16 protein-coding genes are annotated in these 25,893 nt (G+C 58.8%); 9 read left to right on the top strand and 7 right to left on the bottom strand.

The window, feature by feature from the left end; genetic code table 11:
• Positions 1-15 precede the first annotated feature (15 nt).
• From LJA86_RS18575 to LJA86_RS18550, 6 genes are all read right to left on the bottom strand, one after another.
• Positions 16-921, bottom strand: a complete 906-nt coding sequence (locus LJA86_RS18575; RefSeq protein ID WP_229226562.1) for an EamA family transporter — start codon at positions 919-921, stop codon at positions 16-18.
• A gap of 134 nt (positions 922-1,055) precedes the next feature.
• A complete protein-coding gene (locus tag LJA86_RS18570) occupies positions 1,056-2,435 on the bottom strand; it encodes a carbohydrate porin (protein WP_008500137.1) in 1,380 nt (459 codons plus the stop codon).
• Positions 2,436-2,573: 138 nt separating this feature from the next.
• Positions 2,574-2,876: a PTS lactose/cellobiose transporter subunit IIA gene (locus tag LJA86_RS18565; RefSeq protein ID WP_008500136.1), complete on the bottom strand. Its 303-nt coding sequence runs from the start codon at positions 2,874-2,876 to the stop codon at positions 2,574-2,576.
• 5 nt (positions 2,877-2,881) lie between these two features.
• Entirely contained in the window at positions 2,882-4,258 is a 1,377-nt protein-coding gene (locus LJA86_RS18560) for a glycoside hydrolase family 1 protein (protein ID WP_229226561.1), read from the bottom strand.
• A 17-nt stretch (positions 4,259-4,275) separates the two neighbouring features.
• Positions 4,276-5,604 carry a PTS sugar transporter subunit IIC gene (locus tag LJA86_RS18555; RefSeq protein WP_229226560.1) on the bottom strand — a complete coding sequence of 443 codons (1,329 nt, stop codon included), beginning with the start codon at positions 5,602-5,604 and terminating at the stop codon, positions 4,276-4,278.
• Positions 5,605-5,615: 11 nt separating this feature from the next.
• Entirely contained in the window at positions 5,616-5,930 is a 315-nt protein-coding gene (locus tag LJA86_RS18550) for a PTS sugar transporter subunit IIB (protein WP_008500132.1), read from the bottom strand.
• A gap of 293 nt (positions 5,931-6,223) precedes the next feature.
• Between LJA86_RS18550 and LJA86_RS18545 the strand changes: the two genes are divergently transcribed.
• A complete protein-coding gene (locus LJA86_RS18545; protein ID WP_229226559.1) occupies positions 6,224-7,174 on the top strand; it encodes a LacI family DNA-binding transcriptional regulator in 951 nt (316 codons plus the stop codon).
• 50 nt (positions 7,175-7,224) lie between these two features.
• Here LJA86_RS18545 and LJA86_RS18540 read toward each other — a convergent pair whose 3' ends face one another.
• Entirely contained in the window at positions 7,225-7,521 is a 297-nt protein-coding gene (locus LJA86_RS18540) for a YicS family protein (protein WP_032654360.1), read from the bottom strand.
• Positions 7,522-7,662: 141 nt separating this feature from the next.
• Here LJA86_RS18540 and LJA86_RS18535 point away from each other — a divergent pair, with 141 nt between their 5' ends.
• The 8 genes from LJA86_RS18535 to cdiA all read left to right on the top strand — a co-directional run bounded on the left by LJA86_RS18535 (position 7,663) and on the right by cdiA (position 25,893).
• Positions 7,663-8,082 (top strand): GNAT family N-acetyltransferase, encoded by a 420-nt coding sequence (locus tag LJA86_RS18535; RefSeq protein ID WP_045907941.1) that lies wholly within the window; start codon positions 7,663-7,665, stop codon positions 8,080-8,082.
• A 129-nt stretch (positions 8,083-8,211) separates the two neighbouring features.
• Positions 8,212-8,478 carry an antitoxin gene (locus tag LJA86_RS18530; RefSeq protein ID WP_045414808.1) on the top strand — a complete coding sequence of 89 codons (267 nt, stop codon included), beginning with the start codon at positions 8,212-8,214 and terminating at the stop codon, positions 8,476-8,478.
• Positions 8,475-8,873 carry a type II toxin-antitoxin system VapC family toxin gene (locus LJA86_RS18525; protein ID WP_023293716.1) on the top strand — a complete coding sequence of 133 codons (399 nt, stop codon included), beginning with the start codon at positions 8,475-8,477 and terminating at the stop codon, positions 8,871-8,873. The genes LJA86_RS18530 and LJA86_RS18525 overlap by 4 nt, the downstream gene beginning before the upstream one ends.
• A 139-nt stretch (positions 8,874-9,012) precedes the next feature.
• Positions 9,013-9,813 carry a lipoprotein NlpA gene (nlpA, locus tag LJA86_RS18520; RefSeq protein WP_023293717.1) on the top strand — a complete coding sequence of 267 codons (801 nt, stop codon included), beginning with the start codon at positions 9,013-9,015 and terminating at the stop codon, positions 9,811-9,813.
• A 123-nt stretch (positions 9,814-9,936) separates the two neighbouring features.
• Positions 9,937-10,716: an MBL fold metallo-hydrolase gene (locus LJA86_RS18515; RefSeq protein ID WP_223539744.1), complete on the top strand. Its 780-nt coding sequence runs from the start codon at positions 9,937-9,939 to the stop codon at positions 10,714-10,716.
• 26 nt (positions 10,717-10,742) lie between these two features.
• Complete coding sequence (locus tag LJA86_RS18510) at positions 10,743-11,696, top strand: GlxA family transcriptional regulator (protein WP_229226558.1); 954 nt, start codon at positions 10,743-10,745, stop codon at positions 11,694-11,696.
• A 182-nt stretch (positions 11,697-11,878) separates the two neighbouring features.
• A complete protein-coding gene (locus LJA86_RS18505; protein ID WP_229226580.1) occupies positions 11,879-13,576 on the top strand; it encodes a ShlB/FhaC/HecB family hemolysin secretion/activation protein in 1,698 nt (565 codons plus the stop codon).
• Positions 13,577-13,590: 14 nt separating this feature from the next.
• Positions 13,591-25,893: a contact-dependent inhibition toxin CdiA gene (cdiA, locus tag LJA86_RS18500; RefSeq protein WP_229226557.1), complete on the top strand. Its 12,303-nt coding sequence runs from the start codon at positions 13,591-13,593 to the stop codon at positions 25,891-25,893.

Raw genomic sequence — 25,893 nt, 5'->3', positions numbered from 1 at the left:
TGAGGGGACATCAGGCTACGCCGATGTCCTCACCCGTCTTCTTGAATCCATCGAAATCAGCACCACCGAAGACACGATCAGCAGCGTCCCCAGCCAGTCCGGCAGGGTAAACGCCACGCCCAGCAACATCACCGACAGCAACGCGCTGCTCAGCGGCTCGGCGCAGCTCAGAATGCTCGCCTTCGGCCCGCCGATCATCTGCGCGCCTTTCAGATACAGGCTGAACGTCAGCGCGGTGCCGATCACCACCAGATAGAAAAACGCCAGCAGCAGGCTGCCGTCAATGACGAAGGTCGTCCCGCGCCCGGCGTAGAACGGCGTCAGCATTAACCCGGCAATCAACATACTCCAGCCGACAATCGGCAATGTGCCGTAGCGGGCAATCAGCGTTGACGGATAGGTGGTGTAAAACGCCGCGGCAAACGCCGAGGCGATGCCGAAGAACAGCGCGGCTGGCGAGATGGAGAGCGAGGTTGGGTCGCCGTGGGTCACCAGCAGGAACGTCCCGACAAGCGATGTCACAATCGCGGACAAAACAAACACGCCGGGGCGCGTTTTCCGCGCCAGCGCGAACCACGCCACGATAATGGTTGGCGACAGAAACTGCAGCACGGTGGCGGTAGCGGCGTTGGATTTTTCAATCGTCATCAGGAAGGTGAGCTGCACGGTGAGCGCGCCGACCAGCGAGAAAAACAGCAGGCTGAGGGCGTCTTTGCGATGCTTGATGACCGAGAAAATCTTGTCGCCGTGAACGAAGGAGAGCGTCAGGAGGATCACGCCGGTAAACAGCAGGCGAACCATGGTCAGGTAAGGCGAAGAAATGTGGCTTTTCTCCATGATGTACTGCGCGCAAACGCCGGAACTGCCCCATAAAACGGCGGCGATCAGGACGTTCAGCATCCCTTTACGTGTGGAACCCATTTTCTCCCCTGCTATGTTGATTTTTTTCTAGCATAACATGGGATCTTGCCGGGTGGCGCTACGCTTACCCGGCCTACAAAACCTTGTAGGCCCGTGCAAGCGCAGCGCCGCCGGGCGAAACAAACGACGCTCTACTAGAACCACGCCTCCCACATTGCGCCGACGTTGAAGTCGTCGAGCGTCTCGTCTTTGGTGTTGTTCACACGCGCGGTGCGTGCGTTATCCACTTTGCCGCCAGTCACGTAGAAGCGCAGCATCGGACGGAACTCTGGCCCCATGGCGATAGACATGTTCTGCGACAGGGTCAGCTTCCAGCCCTTGTTGTCGCCGCCGTTATCGTAGTCAACGTGCTGCCAGCCTGCTTCCAGCCAGGTGGAGTGAACGTCGTTCCACCAGTGCATCGGGCGCACGATGGCGTTGTAGTTCTTACGGTTGTCGGTCTTATCGCGGCTGTTGTCATAGTCGTGGAAGGCGAGGATGTACTCCACCTGCGTGGCCTGGGTGAATTTGTACAGCCCTTCGAAGCTGGCGTAGACCGTGGTCAGATCCTCGGTTTTGTTGAACACGCTGTTGTCCGCGTTATCGGAGTAGCGGGCAATCACCTTGTTCACGCCGCTGTCGTTGGTGTGGCTCAGCACCACGCCGCCCTGCCAGGCGTTCAGACGCTCGTCGCTCTCCACCGCTTTCGAGTCAAAGCCGTAGTTGGCGTACAGCTCCAGATCCAGCGGACCGAGCTTCATGCCGTGGATTTTAGACGTCGCGGCGTAGTTGCCTTTGTCGCCCGTGCCGGACCCGCCGGTACAGGTGATACGCGACGGGTTCGCTTCGTCTTCCATCACTTCCGGGCTACAGGATTCCACCGCCGCCACGGCGGCGACGTCAAACTGCACGCCGCCGATGTCGAAGTTCTTCACCCCGGCGCCCTGGCCGTCGTGGTTCATCCAGAAGTAATCGTTGATGCCCTGCTGCGGACGCTGGTGGAAGTCACGACCGGCCCAGAAGTAGGCGTTCGGGTTGGAGGCCATAATATTGGTCACCCCGGCGTAGGCCTTTTTCAGGTTAACTTCGTCGCCCCAGTGGTCGATCATCACGTTGATGTCCCAGATGGCGCCGTTTTCGCCCTTGAAGGCTTTAGAGAGCTGGAACTCGCCGCCGTTGCCTTCGTTACCCAGACGACCAATCGCGGACGCGCCGTTGTAGGAGCCATCGACAGCCACGTATTTCTGATCGGCGGCCTGGAAGTGCGCGCCGTAGCGGGCGTAGCCGGTAAATTTAATCCCGAACGGAATCGCCATGTCCGGGGATTGCGCCGCGCTTTGCGGCTCGGTCACCACGTCCGCTTTTTTCGCGACGGCGGCATCCATTTTGGCCTGGCGCTCGGCCAGGGCTTTATCCACCGCTTTCGCCACAATGGCGTCGATTTGCTCCTGGGTGAATTCTTGTGCGAGCACGGAAATTGGGCAAAGCGCGGCGATAACCGCCATGGTTAATGGAAGTTTTTTAATCGTATTCATGGTTATCTCAATATAGTTTAATTTTATTCAGACAATAACCATCCCGCTCCGATCTGACAGAATATGTCGCTATCATCAGAACAAGTGGATTTCTAGTTTTAGGTACAGAGGTATTACATTAATTTATTTCGCCATAGACTATCTCTGATATAAATGAATAATTTCTTCAGACAATTCACGCGCCAATAGCGAATTCATTAAATGATCCTGCGCGTGCACCATAATTAAGGTCATCGGCTGGCGGGCTTCGCCTGCGTCTTGCTCGATCAGTTTGGTCTGCATCTTGTGCGCCTGGCGAGCATAGCCGTCGGCTTCGCGCAGCAGGCTTTTGGCTTCGTCAATGTTGCCCTGGCGCGCCGCGTGCAGCGCCTCAAAGCACAGGCTGCGGGACTGGCCAGCATTGACGATAATTTCCATAACGGCTTCTTCTAATGCGATCATTATCATTACTCTTTTTCAAAACTATTATTTAAGGCGGTGGCGGCAAACCACTCTCCGCTTTTCTTAATGGTGCGCTGCTGCGTCTCCAGATCGAGCTGGATAAATCCGTAGCGATTTTTATAGGCATTGCACCACGACCAGTTATCGATAAAAGTCCACATATGGTAGCCAAGGCAATTACACCCTTCGCTAATGCCTTTATGCAGCCAGGTTAAATGCTCAGAAATAAACTCAATGCGGTATTGATCGTTAATCTGGCCATTTTCAATAAAGCGCTGCTCGTTTTCGACGCCCATCCCGTTTTCAGAAATAAAGCAGCGGGGGTTACCGTAATTGTCGCGCAGGTTAATCAGAATATCGTAGATACCTGGCGCGTAGATTTCCCAGCCGCGGTAAGGGTTCATCTTGCGGCCCGGCATCTCGTAGCTATCAAAGAACCATTCCGGCATAAACGGCGCCTGCGGGTTCACCGCGCTGTCGCGGCACTTCACGCGACGCGGCTGATAGTAGTTAATGCCGAGCAGGTCGATTTTCCCTTCCGCAATAAGGAAACCGTCTTCCGGCTTGCAGGCGGGCAGCTGATCGTAAGATTTCAGCAGCGCCACCAGGTCGGCGGGATACTCCCCGCGCAGCACCGGGTCGAGGAAGCTGCGGTTAAACATCAGGTCCGCAACGTGCGCCGCCTTCACGTCAGCCGGGTTTTGCGAGCGCGGATACGACGGCGTCAGGTTCAGCACGATGCCGATCTCCCCCGCGTAATGCCCGGCGCGGTAAGCCTGAACCGCCTTCGCATGCGCCAGCACCGTGTGATACGCCACGGTAGCCGCCCGGCGGAAATCCACCACGTTCGGATAGTGGAAGTCGTACAGATAACCGCCTTCCACCGGCACGATCGGCTCGTTGAAGGTAAACCAGTGCAGTACGCGGTCGCCGAACAGCTCGAAGCAAATCTGCGCATAGCGGGCATACGCGTCCACCACGTCACGGTTTTCCCAGCCGCCTATCTCCTGCATCGCCATCGGCATGTCGAAATGGAACAGGGTGATGAACGGCGTGATGCCCTGTTCATTCAGTTCATCAATGACCTGATGATAAAAATCGACCGCGTCCGGGTTCACTTCACCGATACCGTCGGGGATCAGGCGCGCCCAGCTAATCGAGGTGCGAAAGCTGTTGTGGTTCAGCTGTTTCAACAGCTGAATGTCCGTTTTCCAGTGCTGATAAAACGTGGAGGTCTGCTGCGGCCCCACGCCGTTGTGAAAACGGTTCGGCTCGCGGGCAAACCAGTAATCCCACGTGGTTTCACCCTCTCTTGCCCCTTCCGTCTGGAGAGCGGAGCTTGCGCTGCCCCACCAGAAGTTATCGGGAAATGCGTATTTCATGACCCTTCCTCTTTGACTTAATTGCTTGTGGCTTCAGCGGCACCCACGGTTGCAGCCTGGGCTTTCTGCTCTTCGTTTTTAATCAACGTACGCTCGTAGGCGCGCAGGAACGGCAGGTACATCAGCGCCGACATCACCATGCAGACCAGGCACATCACCACCGGGCTCAGCGCCCAGTTCGCCGCCCACGAGGCGCCAATCGGTGCAGGGGTAGTCCACGGGGTTAACGAGACGACCTGCGCCAGCCAGCCGAGCTTAGTTGCACCGTACGCCAGGCAGGCGTTGACCAGCGGAACGCACACGAACGGGATAAACAGCATCGGGTTCATGATGATCGGCGCGCCGAACAGAATCGGTTCGTTGATGTTAAAGAAGCTCGGCACCACGCCCATTTTTCCGATGGTGCACAGGTGCGTAACGCGGCTGCGCAGCAGCAGGAACGCCAGCGGCAGGGTGGAACCGACGCCACCAATCAGCAGGTAGTGATCCCAGAAACCCTGCAGGTAAACGTGCGGCAGCGCCGCGCCTGCGGCCAGTGCCGCCTGGTTTGCCGAGAGGTTGGCCATCCAGAACGGGTTCATGATGCCGGTAACAATCAGCGAGCCGTGGATACCCGCGAACCAGAAGATCTGGCACAGCAGCACGGAGAGCAGAATGGCGGGCAGGGAGTCAGACGCGGACACCAGCGGCTCCAGCAGGTGCATGATCGCCTGCGGGATAATCATCCCGGTCTGCGCTTCAATGAACAGGTTCAGCGGATGCAGCGTGCCGATCACCACCATCACCGGGATCAGGATCTCAAACGAACGCGCCACGCCGGTGGGCACTTCCTTCGGCAGGCGGATGGTGACGTTGTTCTGCTTCAGCCAGGCATAGACGCGGGTGGCGTAGATCGCGGTAATCAGCGCGGTGAAGATGCCCTGGCCGGAGAGATACTGGGTCGAGATTTTGCCGTCGGCATACGGTGCGGCGACCAGCAGGAAGGCCATAAAGGCCAGCAGGCCGGACATCACCGGGTCGAGGTTAAACTGACGCCCCAGGCTCGCCCCAATCCCCACCGAGATGAAGAAGGTCATCACGCCCATGCTGAGGTTAAACGGCAGCATCAGCTGTTCGCGGTAGGTCTGGGAGAAATCCAGCCAGCCGCGGGCGAAGCTGTTGGTGGTATCCGCCGAGAACGGCGGGAAGATGAACACCAGCATAAACGAGCCGATGATCATAAACGGCAGCGCGGCGGTAAAGCCGTCGCGGATGGCAATCACGTACTTTTGCTGGCCGAGCTTCGCGGCCAGCGGGGTAATTGACTGCTCAATCACCGCGACCATGGATTGATATAACGAACTCATGTGAACACCTTTTAGTGTGCCGCTTCGATGAGCGACAGAGCAAAGTCCAGTACTTTATCGCCACGCTGCATGCCGTAGTCCATCATGTCGATGGGCTGCACCGGAATGCCATGCGTCGCCGCCTTGTCTGAGAGTGTCTGTAACATGTATTTCACTTGCGGTCCGAGAAGTACCACCTGGTATTGCGGAAACTGCGTATCAAATTCGGAAACACCGTACGCATCAATCTTCACTGGCAAACCACGTTCTTTCGCGACATCGACCATTTTGCTGACCAGCAGGCTGGTGGACATCCCGGCAGAGCAGCACAGCATAATCTTGAACATCGACAACCATCCTCTAAATGTAAAAAGTTATTGCGAGGATGATTGGACATGATACGGAAACCGGTTTCCATTCATAAAAGACAGAACTGTGACAACCATCAAGATCCAATACTTATGAGGCTAATTAACCGGATGCAGGTCACATAATTTGGCTGTTTTGACATCATTTTGAGTGGAAACGGAAAATCGGTTTCCATGGAAAACGGAAACGGATATACTCCGTTCTGGCTATAATGTGAGCCGAAGCGGTCATGGAATTTGCAGGCGCGAGGTAAGCCTGCCAGGGGAAAGAGATGTCGACAATCAATGATGTATCACGTCTTGCCGGGGTGTCTAAAGCCACGGTATCGCGAGTGTTGAGTGGGTCGCGTGGCGTAAAGGAAGCCAGCCGTCAGGCCGTTCTGAAGGCAGTGGATGAGCTGAACTACCGGCCTAACGTGATTGCCCAGTCGCTGCTGAGCCAGTCGACGGGCTGTATCGGGGTCATTTGCGCGCAGGAAAATATTAACCAGACCACCGGTTATCTCTACGCGCTGGAAAAACAGCTCAGCCAGCATCAAAAACACCTGCTGCTGCGCTTCGCGCACAGTAAAGCGGAAGTGATGCACGCCCTTGAAGAACTCTCTCGCGGGCTTTGCGATGACATCCTGGTGATTGGCGCGCGTTTCCCGCTGGACGTCGATATGGACAACGTCATCTTGGTCGACTGCATGGAGTCTGATAATTCCAACAGCATTCAGTTCGATCACGCCTTTGCCGCCGAAACCGCCTGTAACTACCTGACCAGCCAGGGTCGACGCCAGATTGCCCTGATCCACCCGCACGGCAGCGGGTTTGCCGACCAGGTTCTGCTCGGCTACAAGCACGCGCTGGAGAAAAATTTCCTGCCCTTTAATCGCAACCTTGTGTTCATGGACGCGACCTCCTCGTCCGTTGCGCTACAGGAGCTGCTGAATAACGCCAGCACGCTGAACTTCAACGCACTGCTGGTGGCGGACGAGCAGGAAGCCCAGCGGGTGATCCCGCAGCTGCAGGCGTTTAATAAAACCGTACCGGACGACATTATGGTCTTTAGCCTGGCCGGATCGCTGCACCTGCCGGGTATTCCGGTGATCCCGGCGATTGAATATTCAATGGATGCCATGGCGGCGCGTATCGTGAGCTGGCTGACGGAGAAAACGCAGATGCTGGGCTCATATGTGCTGCGCGGGGATTTAATTATTCCAGACGTGCGTAAGCGTTAAAAATATTGTGTAGGCCGGGTAAGGCGCAGCCCCCACCCGGCAAGCAGCATTCAATAATCTTCCATACAATCCACCTGACCAACCGCCGCCCAGTAGGCGTCCAGGTTGTCGCGCTTCACGGCGGTAACGGCATTTTTGATCAGCAGCTGATTGGCCTCTGACGACAAAATCATCGCCTGCCAGGCCTTATCGCTCTGCTTTTTCTGTGGCGTACAGGTTTTCTTTATATCTTTCATGACCTGCTGCTTAATCTGCGCCTCTTTCGCCGGATCCTCCTTTTCCTGAGCATGGACAAACGCGGCGAAGAGCAGACAAACCAGAAGGCAGACCAGATGCGCAGCTTTCATCAACAACCCCCATTAGAAGTCACAGGCTTCCCATGAAATATATCGTTACATTCAGTGTAGCGACGCCAGCCGAAAGTATGAATTTTCTCCACGATGCGTGTGTGAGATAGTGAAACGGCACAGATAACAAGGAGAAAAAATATGCACCTGAGCATTACAGATAATGTTACGACGCAGGAGAAAGAGGAGTTACTGACGGGGCTGAGGGCTTTTAACGGAAAGTTTCTCGATCTGACAAATTTTAGCGGCGATGTTGGCGTTTACGTGCGTGACGAAAATGGCGTGATGCTAGGCGGGTTAATCGGCGTGCGCAAAGGCGACTGGCTGAATATTGATTATCTCTGGGTGAGCGACACCGTACGGGGAACTGGCGTGGGCAGCCAGCTCATCAGAACGGCCGAAGAAGAAGCCAGGCGCAAAGGCTGCAAGCACGCGCTGGTCGATACCGCCAGCTTCCAGGCGCGTCCGTTCTATGAAAAGCAGGGGTATCAGCTGCAGATGTCTTTGCAGGATTATCCGTACCCGGGCATGCAGCGACATTACCTGGCGAAAGCCCTTTAAGCCCGTTTTTGTCATTATGCATTCTGCTATTTATTGCGAGCCGCTTTCCTAATTTAAAACGTGTTGCTTGTCTTCTTTTCGGGCCCTGGCGCATGCTTTGGCCTGGTCAAGTCATCCATGGAGATAGCAATGGAACGCACAGCAAAACTATTCAAAAAGGGTCAGAATCAGGCCGTTATGCTGCCTGCTGAATTCGCGTTCGATACGGAGAGCGTCTACATCCGACGGGATGAGGAGGGGAATGTCGTTTTGGCGGCAAAACCTGTTCTAATAAAGAGTTGGGATAATTTTCTCCGCATGCTGGCAGAAACGGACGTACCAGATACGTTTTTGAGCAAGGAGGAACGCAATCAGAGTGTTACGACAAGAGACCCTCTGGATGGAGCATGCTCATGAGACATATGCTGGATACGAATATTGTGAGTCACTTGTTTAAACGACACCCGGAGGTTGTAAGCAGAATGACATGTCTGGCGCCGGGTGACGTTTGTATCTCAAGCATTACCGAAGCGGAATTGCTGTATGGTGCTGACAAGAAGAAAAGCAGTAGATTGAAAGAAACAATCCGGGAGTTTCTCAATACCATCACGATTTGCGACTGGGACAGCGACGCCGCAGCAACGTACGGTGAACTCCGTGCAACCCTGGAAAAGAAAGGGAAAGTGATGGGGGATCTCGATCAACTGATCGCTGCACATGCTATCAGTCGGGGAACAACGATTGTTACTAACGATCGTGCATTCAGAATGGTGCAGGAGCTTGCCGTCGAGGACTGGACGACAACGTTGTGATCCCTGATGCCCGGTGAAGCAGCGTCACCCGGCCATACCCGCATATAACCGATCCTTCTTATTGATTCTTTTTCGGTTTTTATTTCCCCGCCTCGTTGTCGATATAGTCACTACAACATTCAGCAAAAGGAACTGTCTTGTGAAACGTCGATTGGGTGCTCTGGTACTGGCTGGCCTGCTGCTGGCAGGGTGCGATCAAAGTGGCAGCGATGCCAAACACATTAAAGTCGGCGTTATCAACGGCGCCGAACAGGACGTGGCGGAAGTCGCCAAAAAGGTGGCAAAAGAGAAATATGGCCTGGACGTGGAGCTGGTGGGCTTCAGCGGCTCGCTGTTGCCTAACGATGCCACCAACCAGGGGGAACTGGATGCCAACGTCTTCCAGCATCGCCCGTTCCTTGCAGAGGATAACAAGGCGCATGGCTACAAGCTGGTGGCCGTGGCGAACACCTTTGTCTTCCCGATGGCCGGCTATTCCCGCAAAATCAAATCCGTGTCTGGCCTGAAGGACGGCGCAACCATTGCCATTCCAAACGACCCGACCAACCTTGGCCGCGCGCTGTTGCTGCTGCAAAAAGAGAAGCTCATCACCCTGAAGCCAGATACCGGGTTGCTGCCGACGGCGCTGGATATTACCGCCAACCCTAAGCAGCTGAAAATCATGGAGCTGGAAGGGGCGCAGCTGCCGCGCGTGCTGGACGACCCGAAAGTGGATGTCGCCATCATCAGCACCACCTATATTCAGCAAACCGGGCTGTCGCCGGTGCATGACAGCGTCTTTATCGAAGACAAAAATTCGCCGTACGTGAACATCGTGGTGACGCGCGAAGACAACAAAGACGCGGAGAACGTGAAGGAATTTATCCAGTCGTATCAGTCCCCTGAAGTAGCGAAAGCAGCGGAGACGATCTTTAACGGCGGGGCGGTGCCGGGCTGGTAAAAACACCCGCATAAAGCACGGTGACGTAAATTGGCCCGATTTCATCGGTAATCGCTCTTTAACCCACAGCGTGCCGCGCGACGGCTGGCTATCCTCCTTATCACACCAACAGGAGGATAGCCCATGAACATCACCCACATTCGCAACGCCACCCAACTGATTACCTATGCCGGAAAACGTCTTTTAGTCGACCCGATGCTGGCCCCACAGGGCGCTTATCCGGGCTTCCCTGGCACGGCCCATGCCGAACGCCGCAACCCGACGGTCGAACTCCCCGTTGACGTCAACGCGCTGCTGGACGCCGACGCGGTGATCGTCACCCATACCCATGACGATCACTGGGATCGCGCCGCGGCGGAACTGATCGCCAAAGACAAACCCATTTACGTACAAAATGACCGCGACGCCGCGCTGCTGCGCAGCCAGGGGTTTAGCAACCTGACGGTCATGACCGACGAGACCACCTTTGGCGAGATTCGAATTGCGAAGACCCACGGCGGCCAGCACGGTACCGATCGCGCATATGCCGTGCCCGAACTGGCGGAGCGGCTGGGCGAGGCCTGTGGCGTCGTGCTGCGTCATCCTGATGAGAAGACGCTCTATATTGCCGGGGATACCGTCTGGCGTGACGAGGTGGCGGCCGATCTGCAAAAGCACCAGCCGGACGTGGTGATACTGAACGCCGGCTATGCCCACGTCATTGGTTTTGGGCCCATTATTATGGGGCAGGAGGATGTGCTCAACGTCCATTTCCTGCTGCCGCAGGCTAAAATTGTGGCGATCCATATGGAAGCCATTAACCACTGTCTGTTAACCCGCAGCGCGCTGCGGGAGTACGTTGAAGCCAACCAGGTGAGTGACGCAGTGAGCATTCCCCAGGATGGCGAAACCGTTATATTCTGAGTGTAAGAAAGGGAAAGGAGAGACAGATGTCGCTAATCAACGTCGCGATTGTCGCGGTAGACGGGTTCAGCCCGTTCCACTACTCCGTTCCCTGCATTATGTTTGGCGACTCGGTCTCCGGAGAAAAGCGCTTTAACGTGACGATCTGCGCCGAAACGCCAGGGTTTCTCACCTCAAAAGACGGATTTGCTCTCAACGCCACGCAGGATTTTACCGCCATTGGGCAGGCCGATATTGTTGTCGTTCCTTACTGGCAGCACGTTCTTGAACGCCCGCCGCAGTCGCTGCTCGACAGCCTGGTGCAGGCGAGAGACCATGGTGCGGAAATCGTCGGACTGTGTCTGGGGTCGTTTGTGCTGGCCTGGGCGGGGATCCTCGACGGCAAACGCGCGGTCACCCACTGGGAGTTCGAACGTCAGTTTCAGTCGCTCTTTCCGAACGTTCAGCTGGATATTAATGCCCTTTACGTGGATGACGGCAATATCATCACCTCCGCCGGTACTGCCGCAGCCCTCGACTGCTGCCTGTATATCATTCGCCAGCGCTTTGGCAGCGTGGTTGCTAACCAGATTGCCCGTCGGATGATTGTTCCGCCCCACCGCGAGGGCGGGCAGGCGCAGTTCATCGCCCAGCCGGTACCTAAAGATACGCGCGACGGACGCATTAACTGTCTGATCGACTACCTGCAGCAGCACATCACCGAACCGCATAGTCTGGACTCGCTGGCGGACGTGGTCTCGATGAGCCGCCGCACCCTGACCCGTCATTTTGTTAACGCTACGGGGATGAGCGTCACCGACTGGCTGACCGCCGAACGCCTGCGGCGCAGCCAGATCTTACTGGAAGCCGGAAATATGCCGATTGAACGCGTGGCTGAGCTGGTGGGATTTAATTCCGCCGTCACCTGGCGACAGCAGTTTAAGGCGCGTTTTGAGGTTAGTCCGGCGGAGTGGCGAAAGACGTTTCGGCTTCATGCCTAGTGTATTACGGCTAACTCAAGATTTAAGGGTGAGTTAAATCTCTTCTTATTTTCTCTTAATACCCTTCTCACTCTTCTGAAATAACTATTAATTTTAGGAGCCCTAATTCAAATTTGATATACTCTCTTTAAGAAAACTCTTATATTACAAAAATAATCATTGCGGACATTTTTGTGGCATGGATGAATAGCGCCGAAATAAAAATTAGAATAATTTCATTAGTAAATTATGCTGTTGCTATCTTATTGTTTTCGCTTTTTTCAGCGAGGGTGAGTGCTGCACCTTTATCGCCGGCCGATCGCGATTCCATTCAACAGCAACAGCAGCAGCTTTTATTACAGAACCAGCAACAGCGTGAGGAGCTGGAGCGGAGTATTCCTCGCCCCGCGCCCGCCAGACCGCTGCCGGTTACCGGCTCCGGGCCCTGTTTTACTATTCATACCATTACCCTTTCCGGTGCGACCTTAATCTCCCCGAAAAACCGGCAGGCCCTTGTCGCGCCGTGGCAGGGCCGCTGTCTGGATATGGCGAAAATAACGGAACTTCTCGCCCATATTTCTGACTGGTATATCAGCCGGGGATATATCACCAGCCGCGCTTTTCTTACCGAGCAGGATCTCTCCGGCGGTCAGCTGAATATTGTTGTGCTGGAAGGCAGACTGGAAGCGATCCGTCTGGAAGGCGAAACGCCGCGTATGCTGAAAATGGCGTTTCCGGGACGGGTGGGCGGCATCCTTAATTTACGCGATATTGAACAGGGCATGGAGCAAATAAACCGTTTGCGTACCGACCCGGTTCAGATTGAAATTCTTCCGGGAACACAGGCCGGATATTCCATCGTTAATCTCACGGCAAAACCGGAATTTCCCTTAAGTGTATCCGTAAGCCTGGATAATAGCGGACAGAAGAGTACCGGCGAAGATCAGCTGAGTGGCGTGCTCACCGCCAATAATATGCTGGGGCTGGCGGATAAATGGTTTGTCAGCGGCGGGCGCAGCAGCGATTTTGCCAGCGCGTACGATGCGCAGAATTTCCAGGCGGGCGTCAGCGTGCCGTTTGGCTACGGATTACTGGACTACAGCTACGCCTGGAGTAACTACCGGACCACCATCAATAACCAGGGATTCAACTGGCTCTCCACGGGCGATACCAAAACCCACCGCGTTAACGCGTCCTGGGTGGTCTTCCGCAACGGGGAGGTGAAAACCGGCATTGCGGCTGGCGTGGTTCAGCGATCCAGCCGCAACTGGCTCAACGACGCGCCGCTTCAGAGCAGCACGCGCAACCTCTCCAGCCTGATTCTGGGCATTATGCACACGCAAAAAATGCTGGGCGGCGTGGCGACCTTCAACCCGACCTGGAGCCACGGCATGCCGTGGTTCAATGCCGAAACCGACGAAGATAAGTCCGGGGATGTGCCGCGTGCGGAATTCCGCAAATGGAGTCTGAACGCCAGCTTCCAGCGGCCGATTACCCGTAATGCCTGGTGGCTGACCAGCGCCTACGGCCAGTGGTCGCCCGATCGGCTGTACGGTTCCGAGCGCCTGACGCTCGGCGGCGAAAGCTCCGTGCGCGGTTTTAAAGAGCAATACCTGTCCGGGGATAACGGCGGCTACTGGCGTAACGAGCTGGGGTATTCCCTCTTCACCCTTCCGGTGATTGGCGCAGTGAGCGCAACGGTTGCCGTTGACGGCGGCTGGCTGGAAAAAGACCGTCAGGACCGTTTTGCCTCCGGCACGTTATGGGGAGGCTCGGTGGGGCTGAGCAGCGCAGGGCGCTGGTACAGCAGCCAGATTTCGGTCGGCACGCCCCTGCACTACCCCGACTGGCTTGGCCCGGATCATGTGAGCGTTAACTGGCGCATTGCCTTCATGCTTTAAGAGACTCTACGACTATGGATACCCGTCACCCACCCGTTCGTTTCTCGCAGCGTCTGATCAGCTGGATTGTCTGCGGCTTAATGGTCTGGCAGCCGATGGCACCTGCCGTCGCGGCGGCGCTGACGCCGACCGGGCAGACCACGGTCGATCGGGCGGGGAACGGGGTGCCGGTCGTCAACATCGCCACGCCCAACGGGGCGGGTATCTCGCATAACCAGTTCGGTGAGTATAACGTCGGCAAAGAGGGGCTTATCCTCAACAACGGTACGGACCGTTTAACCCAGACCCAGCTGGGCGGGCTTATCCAGAACAACCCCAACCTGCAGGCCGGGCGGGAAGCGAAAGGCATTATCAACGAAGTCACGGGCGCCAGCCGCTCGCAGCTGCAGGGCTACACGGAAGTCGCCGGTAAAGCAGCAAACGTCATGGTGGCCAACCCGTACGGCATTACCTGTAACGGGTGCGGATTTATCAACACCCCGAACGTCACCCTGACCACGGGGAAACCGCAGTTCGACGCCAGCGGTAACCTGCAGGCGCTGGAGGTGACGAAAGGCGCCATCACGGTTGAAGGCCAGGGGCTGGATGCCAGCAAGAGCGACGCGCTGTCGATCATTGCGCGCGCGACGGAAGTGAACGCCGCGATACATGCGAACGACCTGACGGTAACGGCAGGGGCGAACCGCGTGGGCGCAGACGGCAGCGTCAAACCGATTGCCGGTGAGGGCGCCGCGCCCGTGGTGGCCGTGGATACCGGCGCGCTCGGCGGGATGTATGCCAACCGTATCCGCCTGGTCTCCAGCGAGACGGGCGTGGGGGTGAACCTCGGCAACCTCACCGCGCGCCAGGGCGATATTCAGCTGGATGCGGGCGGGAAACTGACGGTCACGAACAGCCTGGCCAGCGGCTCGATTACCGCGAATGGCGCGGGAGTGGTCCTCAACGGCAGCCATCAGGCCGGGGGCGCGCTGAATGTGACCAGCTCGCAGGATGTGGAACTCAATAACAGCACGCTCGCCAGCCAGGGCGATATGCGCCTTTCCGCTGCGGGGAAAGTGCAGACGACGGGCGGCGGGACAAACAGCGCGGGCGCGCTGTCGGTGAGCAGCGGGCAGGGGATGACGCTCAGCAATACCTCCCTGGTCTCCCGCGGCGCGGCGACGCTGGACAGTAAAGATACCCTGACCGTAAACGGCGGCGGCGTGTCGGCACAGGGCGGGGCGCTAACCGTCACGAGCAAACAGGGCACAGCGCTTGCGGATGCGACGCTGACAGGCCAGGCCGACACCACGCTGTCCACCGACGGCAGCCTGACGCAGCGCGGCGGCAGCGTCACCAGCAAAGGCGCGCTCAGCGTGGCGGCCGGGAAAGATATCACGCTGACGAATACCCGCAGCGGTAGCGATACCCGCGCGACCCTCAGCAGCGGCGGCACGCTGTCATCCACGGCCAGTGCGGTCTCGGCAGGAGAGAATCTGGCCCTGAGCGGCGGACAGCTGGTAATGGACGGCCAGAGCCGGGCCGATGCCACGGGCGATGTCCGCCTGACGGGCAGCGCCGTCAGTAATCAGGGGCAGGTGAATGCGGGGCGCGACATTGCCCTCTCCGGCAACAGGGTGTCCAACAGCGGCCAGCTGGCAGCGAAAGGCCACCTTGACGTGAACGCAGGAGAGCTGACAAACGGCGGCACGGTGCAGGGTAACGACGTCACCCTGAAGGGGCAGACGGTCACTAACAGCGGTACCCTGCAGAGCGCCGGCAACCTGGCGCTAAGCACCGGTACCCTGGAACAGCGGGGCACGCTGAGCGCGAAGGGCAATGCAAACGTCACGGCGCAGCAGACCCTGCGTAACAGCGGCAGCTTGCTGGCTGACGGGGCGATGAGCGTGACGGCAGACGCGCTTGAACAGAATGGCACCCTGTCCGGCGCGACGGCGCTGACGGCGCAGACCGGCACCCTGACCAGCGGTCAGGCGTCCCGTACCACCAGTCAGGGCAATGTTCAGATTACCGCGACCCGCAGCGCCAGCCTGAACGGGCAGACGGACGCGGCGGGGGCATTAACCGTCAGCACCGGCGACCTGACCACCGGCCAGGATGCGCATCTGCAGAGCGGGCAGGGGCTTACCCTGCAGGCGAAGAATGCCGCGCTGAACGGCACGCAGGCGGCGAAGGGGGCTCTGTCGGTGACGGCGGGCACGATTGCGCACGCCGGGAAATCCACCGGTAACGCGCTGAGTTTTAACGCGACCGGCGACCTGACCAGCGGCGGAGAGCTTACCGCCAGCGCCATCGCGCTCAGCGGACAGAACATCCTCCAGTCCGGCGTCGCAAAAGCGGATCGCATGACCCTGACGGCTCCTGATCGCATCACCAACAGCGGTACGCTGGTTGCCGGTACGCTGGCGCTGGACGCTGCCTCGGTGGAGAACAGCGGACTGCTGCAGGGGACCACTCTGCTCGGCCTGAAGACCGGGTCACTCACAAACCTCGCGGGCGGATCGGTCTACAGCACGCAGGATTTAACGCTGAACATTCCGGTGCTGTCTAACAGCGGGCTTATCACCACTGACGGCACATTGCGCCTCCGGGGCGACACGCTGACAAACCAGGGTGAAATCAACGGCGTCAGCCTGAGCAGCGACTACCTCAGCCTGACCAACACCGATACCGGACGCCTGCTGGCGGACGACCGGCTCACCCTGAACGGCACTGCGTTTGCTAACGCGGGCAATATTGCGGCCAGCGACCTGCACATCACGGCGAACAGCCTGCAAAACCAGGGCACCGTCGAGGGGGACTCGGCGCTGACGCTCGGTGTGGCAGACCTCACTAACCGTGGCGCGCTGCGTAGCAGCGGAACGCTGACGCTCGGCGGTGAAACGCTGGCCAATAGCGGCGAGCTCAGCGCCACCGCGCTGCTGCTGAACCTGACCCGACAGGCCAGCAACGATGCCGACGGGCGGGTAATTGCCCGGGACGGCCTGACGCTGACTACCGCCAGCCTGACGAACAGCGGGCTGATGGCCGGTACCGACGCGCAGTTTAACAGCGCGTCGGTGACCAACGGCGGCACGCTGCAGGGGACACACTCCCTGACGGCTACGGGGGCACAGCTCACTAACCAGCAGGCGGGTATGCTGCTCTCCGGCGGCGCGCTCGTCCTGCACCACACCACCCTGAACAACGCCGGGCTGCTGCAGGGCAACACCCTGAACCTGGCCACCGGTGAGTGGATGAACACCGGTAACGCGCTGGGGGAAACGGGCGTGACGGCGGCGGTGACCGGCACGCTGACCAACAGCGGTAAGGTGCTCAGCCAGCAGGCGCTGGACGTCCAGGCCGACAGGACCGATAACCGTGGCCAGCTGCTGGCGAAAGTGCTGACCCTGCGGGGCGACCTGCAGAACAGCGGCCTGCTTCAGGGCAGCAGCACGCTGGCCTGGTCCGGGAACACCTTCACGAACCAGCCTCAGGGCCAGGTGACGGGCGGCGAGAGCCTGACGCTGAGCGGACAAACCCTCAGCAACGCGGGCAGCCTTCAGGGGCGCAGCGCGACGCTTGACGCCGGGAGCCTGAATAACCAGGGCAGCGTTCAGACGCTGGACGCCCTGACGCTTTCCGCGACCGGCAGGCTGGATAACACGGGCGCCCTGCTCAGCCAGAATCTGTTCACGCTGACGGCGGCCCAGCTGTTCAACGACGGCCAGCTGGCCGGGAAAGCCCTCACGGTGAAGGCTGCGCAGCTGAACAACACCGGGATTCTTCAGGGCAACGACACGCTGGTGCTGACCACCCGTGCGCTGAGCAACGGCGCCACCGGGCAGCTGGTGAGCGGCAGTCCTCTGAACTTATCCCTCGACACGCTCGATAACGCTGGCCTGTTGCTGGTGAAGGGCGGGTTCACCCTGCGGGGCAGCGACCTGACGAACCGGGGCGATATTCAGGCGCAGAGCCTGGATTTGGGCCTGAGCAATGCCCTGACCAACACGGGGAACATCGTTGCCACCGACGATGCCGTGCTTAACGCGACGACGCTGACCAGCAGCGGCACGGTGGCGGGCAAAACGCTGACAGCAGGCGGTACTGAGCTGCGCAACAGCGGCCTGATGCAGGGCAGCAACGCGGTTAACGCCACCGCCGACCGCTTTATCAACGAGCTGAACGGTAAATGGCTCTCCGGCGGCGGCTTCACGCTGACGGGCGGACAGCTGACCAACGCCGGTACGCTGCAGGGCGCCACACTGGGCATGACCGGCACCACCCTCACCAACAGCGGCACGGTGAACGGGCAGACGGGACTCAGCGGCACGCTCAGCGGGGCGTTAACGAATACCGGGCTGCTGCAGAGTGGCGGCACGACCGCCTTCACCGCGGATACCCTGGCGAACCCGGGGCGCATCACCGGCGGTACGCTGTCCCTCACTGCCCGCGATATGAACAACGGCGGGCTGATGCAGGGAACGAATGGCCTGGCGCTCACCGGGACCACGTTGACCACGGGCGCGACCTCGCGCACCCTCTCCGGCGGCATGTTGACGCTGGATGCAGGCCAGCTGACCACGCAGGGCACGCTGCAGGGGAACGGCGCGGACATCCGCGCCAGCGACTGGGCGCACGGCGGGTCTCTGCTCAGCCAGGGAACGCTGACGGCCACGACCGGCGGCACGCTGACCTCAACCGGCTCGCTGATGAGCCAGGGCCGGGCGGATATCACCGCACAGACGCTGGATAACCGCGGGCAGCTCCTCAGCGAGGGCGATGTGACGCTCGGCGGCAGCACGCTTAAAAACAGCGGCACCGTGCAGGGGAACACCCTCGCGCTGCATCAGAACAGCATTAACAACCAGGGCACCTTAACCGGTCTGCAGAGCCTGACCGTTCAGGGGCAGCAGCGGCTGATGGCACGCATGGCGATGGCCGCGCCGCAGCAGGAGCTGATCAACGGCGCAGGCGGTAAGCTTCTCACCCAGGGTACTCTGACGATTGCGTCCGGCGCGGTGACCAACGCTGGCAGCTGGCAGGCACAGAACATCCTGCTTAACGCCCGGTCGCTCACCAACAGCGGCGCGGTGCAGAGCGCCGACGCGCTGCAGATGACGCTGGCCGATACGCTCACCGGAACCGCAGGTAGCAGGATCACCGCGCTGGGTGCGGCGACGCTGCAGGCCGCGACGCTGGCGAACCAGGGGCAGTGGGCGGCGAAAAACCTGACGCTGACAGGCGGCACGCTCAGCAACAGCGGCGCCATCAGCGGCGTGAATGGCCTGACCCTCAGCCAGACCGGCGCGGTCAGCCAGCAGTCTGGCGGCACCCTGCTGTCCGGCGGGGCGCTGAACATCACGGCGGCCTCCGTCACCAGCGACGGCAAAATGCAGGGGGGCACGCTCGGCATTACCACCGGGGCGCTCACCAACAACGGACGTCTGCAGGGCGATAACGGCACGACGCTGGCTCTCAGCGGGACGCTGACCAACAACAGCGGGGGCGAAATCGTCAGCCGCGATGCGCTGACGCTGACCACACCCGCGCTGTTTAACTACGGCCTGATCCAGGGCGGCGGCGAGACGCGCGTGACCGCCTCCTCGCAGGCGCGTAACGACGGCAGGCTGCTTTCCGGCGCGCGCCTGACGCTCGGCACGCCGCAGTTCACCGGCACCGGCTGGCTGCAGGCCACCGACCTGATCCTGAATGCGGCAAACGCTACCAACGGCGGCACATGGGTGGCCGATCGCGCCACCCTGACCGGCACCAATTTCGCCAGCCAGGGCACCACCCAGGCGGGACAGCTGACGGTTAACTACGGCCAGCTGAACAACAGCGGCACGCTGCTCGGCAACACGCAGCTGAATATTGGCGCGGACCAGGTAACCCAGAGCGCGGGCGGCAAGCTGCTGAGCGGCGGAAACCTGTGGCTGCAGAGCCGGGGGCTGGACCTTACCGGCCAGCTGGTGTCCCTGGGGGACTTAACGCTGCAGCTGACGAACGCGTTTACCAGCAGAACCGCCGTGGCGGCAGGCAGAACCCTCACCATCAACAGCGGCGGCGACATCGATAACCGCAGCGTGCTGCAGGGGCAGGCGGTCAACCTGAATGCGGGCGGGCAGCTCAGCAACAACGGACAAATCACCACCGGCGGCGGCTCGAGTACGCTCTCCGGCAGCAGCGTGGCGCTGAACGCCGCGGGCTCGGTGCAGGGCGGGGGCGACATCACCGTGGCCAGCCGGAGCAATATTACCGTGGACGGCTTCACCGGCACGCGCGGCTCGCTGACCCTGAGCGCGCCGGGTGCCATCGTCAACACCGCGCTGCTGTACGCGGCGAATAATCTGGCGCTGTTTGCCGACAGCATCACCAACCAGCGCGGCGACATCATGGCGGGGAACAACCTGTGGATGCAGCGAGATGCGGCGGGAAATGCGAACAGCCAGGTGGTGAATACGTCGGGCAATATTGAGACGCAGAATGGGGATATTGCGATCAAGACGGGGCATTTGCTGAACCAAAGGGATGGTCTGGTGGTGCTTAACAGCAAAACCGAAAACCTGATGGAGCAGGTCAAGTGGTTGAAGGACGGCTATGCGGATATCCCTCTTTCTGAGCTGATCGCGGGAACCGATTATGGCTATATCGTCATGGAATCCTGCAGCGGCGGTGGCAGTCCTGGGCACGGAGCTGGTCCTACATGCAGGGATATAGCTACTCCGATGCCGATGAAAAACAGTCCGGCGAAAGAGATTGCGATTTTACGAACGACACAAACTGTGTCCGCAAATGGTGGAGCGGGACGGATTAGTTCAGCCCAGGGGATGGTCATTCAGGCGGGACAACTGGAAAATAATGCCAGTACTCTGCTTGCCGCGAAAGATATGTTCCTTTCTGGTACGACTCTGCAAAATCAGTCATGGACTGATGGTACGGTGACGCGTTACAGGACATATGTTGCCGACCGTGAGCAATATAATCGTAAAGCAAATCCCTCCGCGTCGGTCGACGCAGATGTTTATAAGAAGACCCCCATTCACTATGTTGCACAGGGTGATGATCGGGACGAAGGATCCGGAGGAACAATATATCGTTCCGTCATCCAGGCGGGCGGCAACGTTACCGCAAACTTCACCAGCAACATCAGCAACACTAATACCACCGCCAATGCTGGTGGCGTCAGCAACGTCATCTCCACGCCGTCGCTGAACACCCTCAGCAACCAGAGCGTCGGCAGCGGCGTACAAAAACAGGGGCTGAACACGACCGGCACCGTGGCGGTGAACTCGCCGCAGTGGAACGATCAGCTCCAGGGTGCGCTGCAGCAGCTTAACGGCGGCGGCGCGCTGGAAAACGGCGGCGCGTCCGGCACGCCTCTCAGCGACATTGGCACCAGGCAGAAAGGCAACGCGAACCTCGGACAACTGGGCGCACTGGCGAACGCCGGGGTCACCACCGCCGATCTCAGAACCGCTCAGGGCGGAGCCGTCGGGCATTATCAGGGCCAGCGCGTCGATACCAGCGCTTACCCGCTGCCGTCGGGCAACAACGGCTATTTCGTCTTCTCCGATAACCCGAAAAGCCCGTACCTGATCAGCATCAACCCGAAACTGAACGGTCTCGGACAGCTTGATCCCGCCCTGTTTGCCGATCTGAACGCGATGCTCGGGGTCAAACCGTCGTCCACGGCGCCGCAGGAGACGCGGCTGGCGTTTACCGACGAGAAGCAGTTCCTCGGCTCGTCTTACATGCTCGGCCGACTCAACTTGAACCCGGATTACGATTACCGCTTCCTCGGTGATGCGGCGTTCGATACCCGCTATGTCTCCAACGTGGTGCTCAACCAGACCGGTAACCGCTACCTGAACGGCATCGGTTCCGATCTGGATCAGATGCGCTATCTGATGGATAACGCGGCGGCGGCGCAGCAGTCGCTGGGCCTGCAGTTTGGCGTCTCGCTGACCGCCGATCAGATTGCCGCGCTCGACCACAGCCTGCTGTGGTGGGAGAAAGCCACCGTCAACGGCGAAACCGTGATGGTGCCGAAACTCTACCTGTCACCGAAGGACGTCACCGTCAATAACGGCAGCGTAATCGCGGGTAACAACGTTACCCTGAAGGGCGGCGACATCACCAACAGCGGCAGTTCGCTGCTGGCGAAAAACAGCCTGACGCTCGACAGCCAGAACAGCATCAGCAACCTCAACAACGGCCTGATGAAAGCGGGCGGCGACCTGAACCTGAGTGCCATCGGCGATATCAATAACATCAGCTCCACCATCAGCGGCAAAACGGTCGCGCTGGAGAGCCTGGACGGCAGCATCAACAACCTGACCCAGGTTGAGCAGATTGATATCAACGCCGGAGGGAAGTACGGCAAGATCGGCCTGAAAGACACCCTGCTGGGCAACACGGCGTCTATTACCGCGCAGGATGGCCTGTCGCTTGAGGCGGGGAAAAACATCACCGTTACCGGGGCGAACCTGGCCTCCGGCGGCGATATGCTGCTGAACGCGTGGGGCGATATTGCCGTCAACGCGAATCAGATCAACGACGCATTCAGCTCCAGCCGGGCGAAAACCAGCCGTTCGTCCGTCACGTATCAGGGCAGTAACGTCACCGCGGGCGGCAACCTGCTGGTGAACGCCGGGCACAACCTTGACGTGACCGCCAGCGACCTGAAGGCGGGCGGCAGCGCGGGGCTGAGCGCGGGCAACGATCTCAATCTGAACGCGGCACAGACCAGCGAAAGCAGCCGTAAAGGGAAAAGCGAGTCCCACAGCACCGGGCTCGACCGCACCACGATTTCCGCAGGCGATAACCTGGTGCTGAAGGCCGGGCAGGATATCAACGCTCAGGCCGCCGCGCTGGCAGCAGAGAAAAGCGTCGGGCTGCAGGCGGGTCGCGACGTGAATCTGGCGGCGGAAGAGACCACGCAGGGCGATAGCTATAAGTCAGGCAAGAAAACCGTCATCAACGAATCGGTACGCCAGCAGGGAACCGAGATCGCCAGCGGGGCGAATACCCAAATCCTCGCCGGGCGCGATGTCACCACCGAAGCCGCGCAGGTGACGGCGAAGGGCGATATCGGCGTGGCGGCGGGCCGCGACGTCACTCTCAATACCGCAACCGAAAGCGATTATCACTACAAAGAGCAGACCAAAACCAAAAAAGGGTTCCTGAGCAAGAAAACCACCCACACTATCGAGGAGAACAGCGCGACGCGTGAATCTGGCTCATTGCTGAGCGGTGATAACGTGCAGGTCGTTGCGGGCAATAACCTGCTGGTGAACGGATCCGCCGTGGCGGGCGACGGCGACGTGAAGCTTAAGGCGGGCAACAACGTCGATATCGTGGCGGCCACGAACAGCGACACCTCCTGGCGCTTTAAGGAAGAGAAAAAATCCGGCCTGATGGGCTCGGGCGGGATTGGTTTCACCATCGGCAGCAGCAAAAGTACCCAGGATCTACGTGAGAAGGGCACCACCCAGAGCCAGAGCTTCAGTACGGTGGGCTCGACGGGGGGGAGCGTTGATATTGCCGCCGGTAATCAGCTGCATGTCGGCGGCGCGGATCTGGTGGCTGGCAAAAATATGGCGCTCACCGGAGACAGCGTGACGATCGAGCCGGGCCACGACAGGCTCACCAGCGATCAAACCTTCAAGCAGAAAAGCAGTGGCCTGACGATTGCCCTCTCCGGCGCAGTGGGTGACGCGGTGAACACTGCGGCCAGCACGGCAATGGCGGTGAAAGACCAGAGCGATGGCCGTCTCGCCGCACTGCAGGCGACCAAAGCGGCACTGTCGGGTGTTCAGGCCGTGCAGGCCAACAGTCTCGCTGAAGCGGCTAACGGCAGCGATCCCACCAACAATGGCGCGTTCGGCGTGATGGCCTCCATTGGCGGACAGTCCTCTAAATCCACCTCACACTCGGAGCAGGACAAAACGACCGGCAGCACGCTGAATGCCGGGGGTAACCTCGCCATCACGGCGACAGGTCAGGGCAACGCTGCCAACAGTGGTGATATTACCGTGGCGGGCAGCCAGCTGAAGGCTGGCAAGGATCTGACGCTCAATGCGGCTCAGGATATCAACCTGACGAGTGCAGCCGACACCAACAAACTGACGGGCAGTAACTCCAGCAAGGGTGGCTCAATCGGGATCGGTATTACCGCCGGTCCGAATGGTGCGGGCATCACCGTCTCTGCCAGCGTAAACGCCGCCAGAGGCAGCGAAAAAGGCAATGGAACCTCCTGGAACGAAACGACGCTGGATGCCGGACAGAACGTCAACCTGACTAGCGGCCGCGATACGGTGCTTAAAGGCGCGCAGGTCAACGGCGATAAGGTCACGGCGGATGTCGGGCGCGACCTGACCCTCAGCAGCCTGCAGGATAGCGACAAATACAACAGCAAACAGCAGAGTATGAATGCGGGTGCAAGCTACACCTGGGGAGCGGGCAGCGGTAGCGGCAGCTTTAGCATCAGCCGCGATAAGATGAAGAGCAACTACGACTCGGTCCAGGAGCAGACCGGGATCTTCGCTGGCAAAGGCGGCTTTGATATTAACGTTGGCAACCATACGCAGCTGGACGGTGCGGTGATTGCCAGCCGTGCTGATGCAGACAAAAACCGCCTTGAGACCGGTACGCTGGGCTTTACGGACATCAACAATAAGGCGGAGTATAAGGTTGAACATCAGGGTGTCGGCTTCAGCAGCGGCGCCGGGGTTGCGGGTAATCTGGTTAGCAACATGGCCAGCACAATGCTGGCAGGAATGGGCGGCAGCGGCCATGCTGAAGGGACCACGCAATCAGCGGTAGCTGACGGTGCTATCATTGTTCGCGACCAGGCTAACCAGAAGCTGGACGTCAGCACGCTCAGCCGTGACACAGACCATGCCAACGGCAGCATCGACCCGATCTTTAACAAAGAGAAAGAGCAGAAACGCCTGCAAACCGCGCAGATGATTGGCGAGATCGGCAATCAGGTTGCGGATATTGCGCGCACCAACGGCAAGATTGCGGCCACGGAAGCGGCCAACGAGAAGATGAAAACCGCGGGCAGCGATGCGCGTAACGCCGCCATTAGCCAGCTGAAAAAAGACGGTAAAGAGGTTACCGATCAGGCGATTCATGACCAGATGTACCAGACCTTCTATAACGAAGCGTTTAACCAGTCTGGCATGGGAACGGGGCAGAGCACCCAGCGCGCCATCACGGCAGCAACGGCGGCCATTCAGGCGCTGGCAGGTGGCGATATTAAAGCTGCGATTGCGGGCGGTGCCGCGCCGTATATCGCCAATGCCATCGCGAATGCCATCCCGGAGAAGGATCTTAAGGGACGCGTGCTGGCCCATGCGGTTGTCAACGCCGCACTTGCAACCGCTTCCGGCAGAGATGCGGCGTCGGCCGCAGCCGGTGCAGCGGTGGGTGAGCTGGCTGGTAAGATTGCAGTTGACGGTTTTGGCAAACAGGTCAGCGAACTGAGCGAGGAAGAAAAACAGGCGGTATCTGCGCTGGCGACACTGGCTTCTGGTCTGGCTGGCGGGCTTGTCGGAGACAGCAGCGCGAATGCGGTAGCGGCGGCTCAGGCGGGCAAAACGACGGTTGAGAATAATTATCTTAGCAGCAAACAGATAGATGCCTGGTCTGCTGAAATGAAGTCCTGTCAGGCCAGCGGCGGTGACTGTGATGGCATTATCAGAAAGTATGAGGAATTAAGTACCTCCCAGCAACAGCAGCTTATCAGTTACTGTGCGGCCAATCCGGCGACCTGTCAGCAGAAATATGGTGATGTGCTGGCTGATAGCATGGCGGTGAAGCATGCGCTGGATAAAGCACTGGGTCAGGACATTCCGGCAAAGATGGCTTATGATCTTACTGCAACATGGATGCATCAGATCCAGGCCGATGGAGTTATTTCAACCAACAAAGTCTCGGAAGCCCTTCAGAAAGATTATGGTCTGGATGCGATTCAGGCTGATATTGTAGCTGGTGCGGCGGCAGCGGCGTTTGGGGGAATTAGTAAGGTCACCAAGCCTAATTACACCTTAAATAAAGAAGGTGTAATGCTTGGTATAAATGGCCCAACAGTTCCAAGCAAGACATTGTGGATGGGAAAAGGCAAAGAGAGAATTGATGTTGAGAACCCAGCACCAGGAAAGAGAGCGGGTCAAATACATTATCAAGATAATAGTAACAACAAGTACTATTATGATCCTGTCACACAAACTTTCCCTGATGCACCTAAAAGTGTGAATGATAAGTTGAAAGACTCGGCTTTCAAAAATGCTATAGATAAAGGTATGACTAAATATCTGGGGGAAAAATGA

The sequence above is a fragment of the Enterobacter sp. TCD1-1 genome (genome assembly GCF_020567405.1).
GTDB lineage: Bacteria > Pseudomonadota > Gammaproteobacteria > Enterobacterales > Enterobacteriaceae > Enterobacter > Enterobacter quasiroggenkampii.
This window is presented reverse-complemented; position numbering and strand designations above follow the sequence as displayed.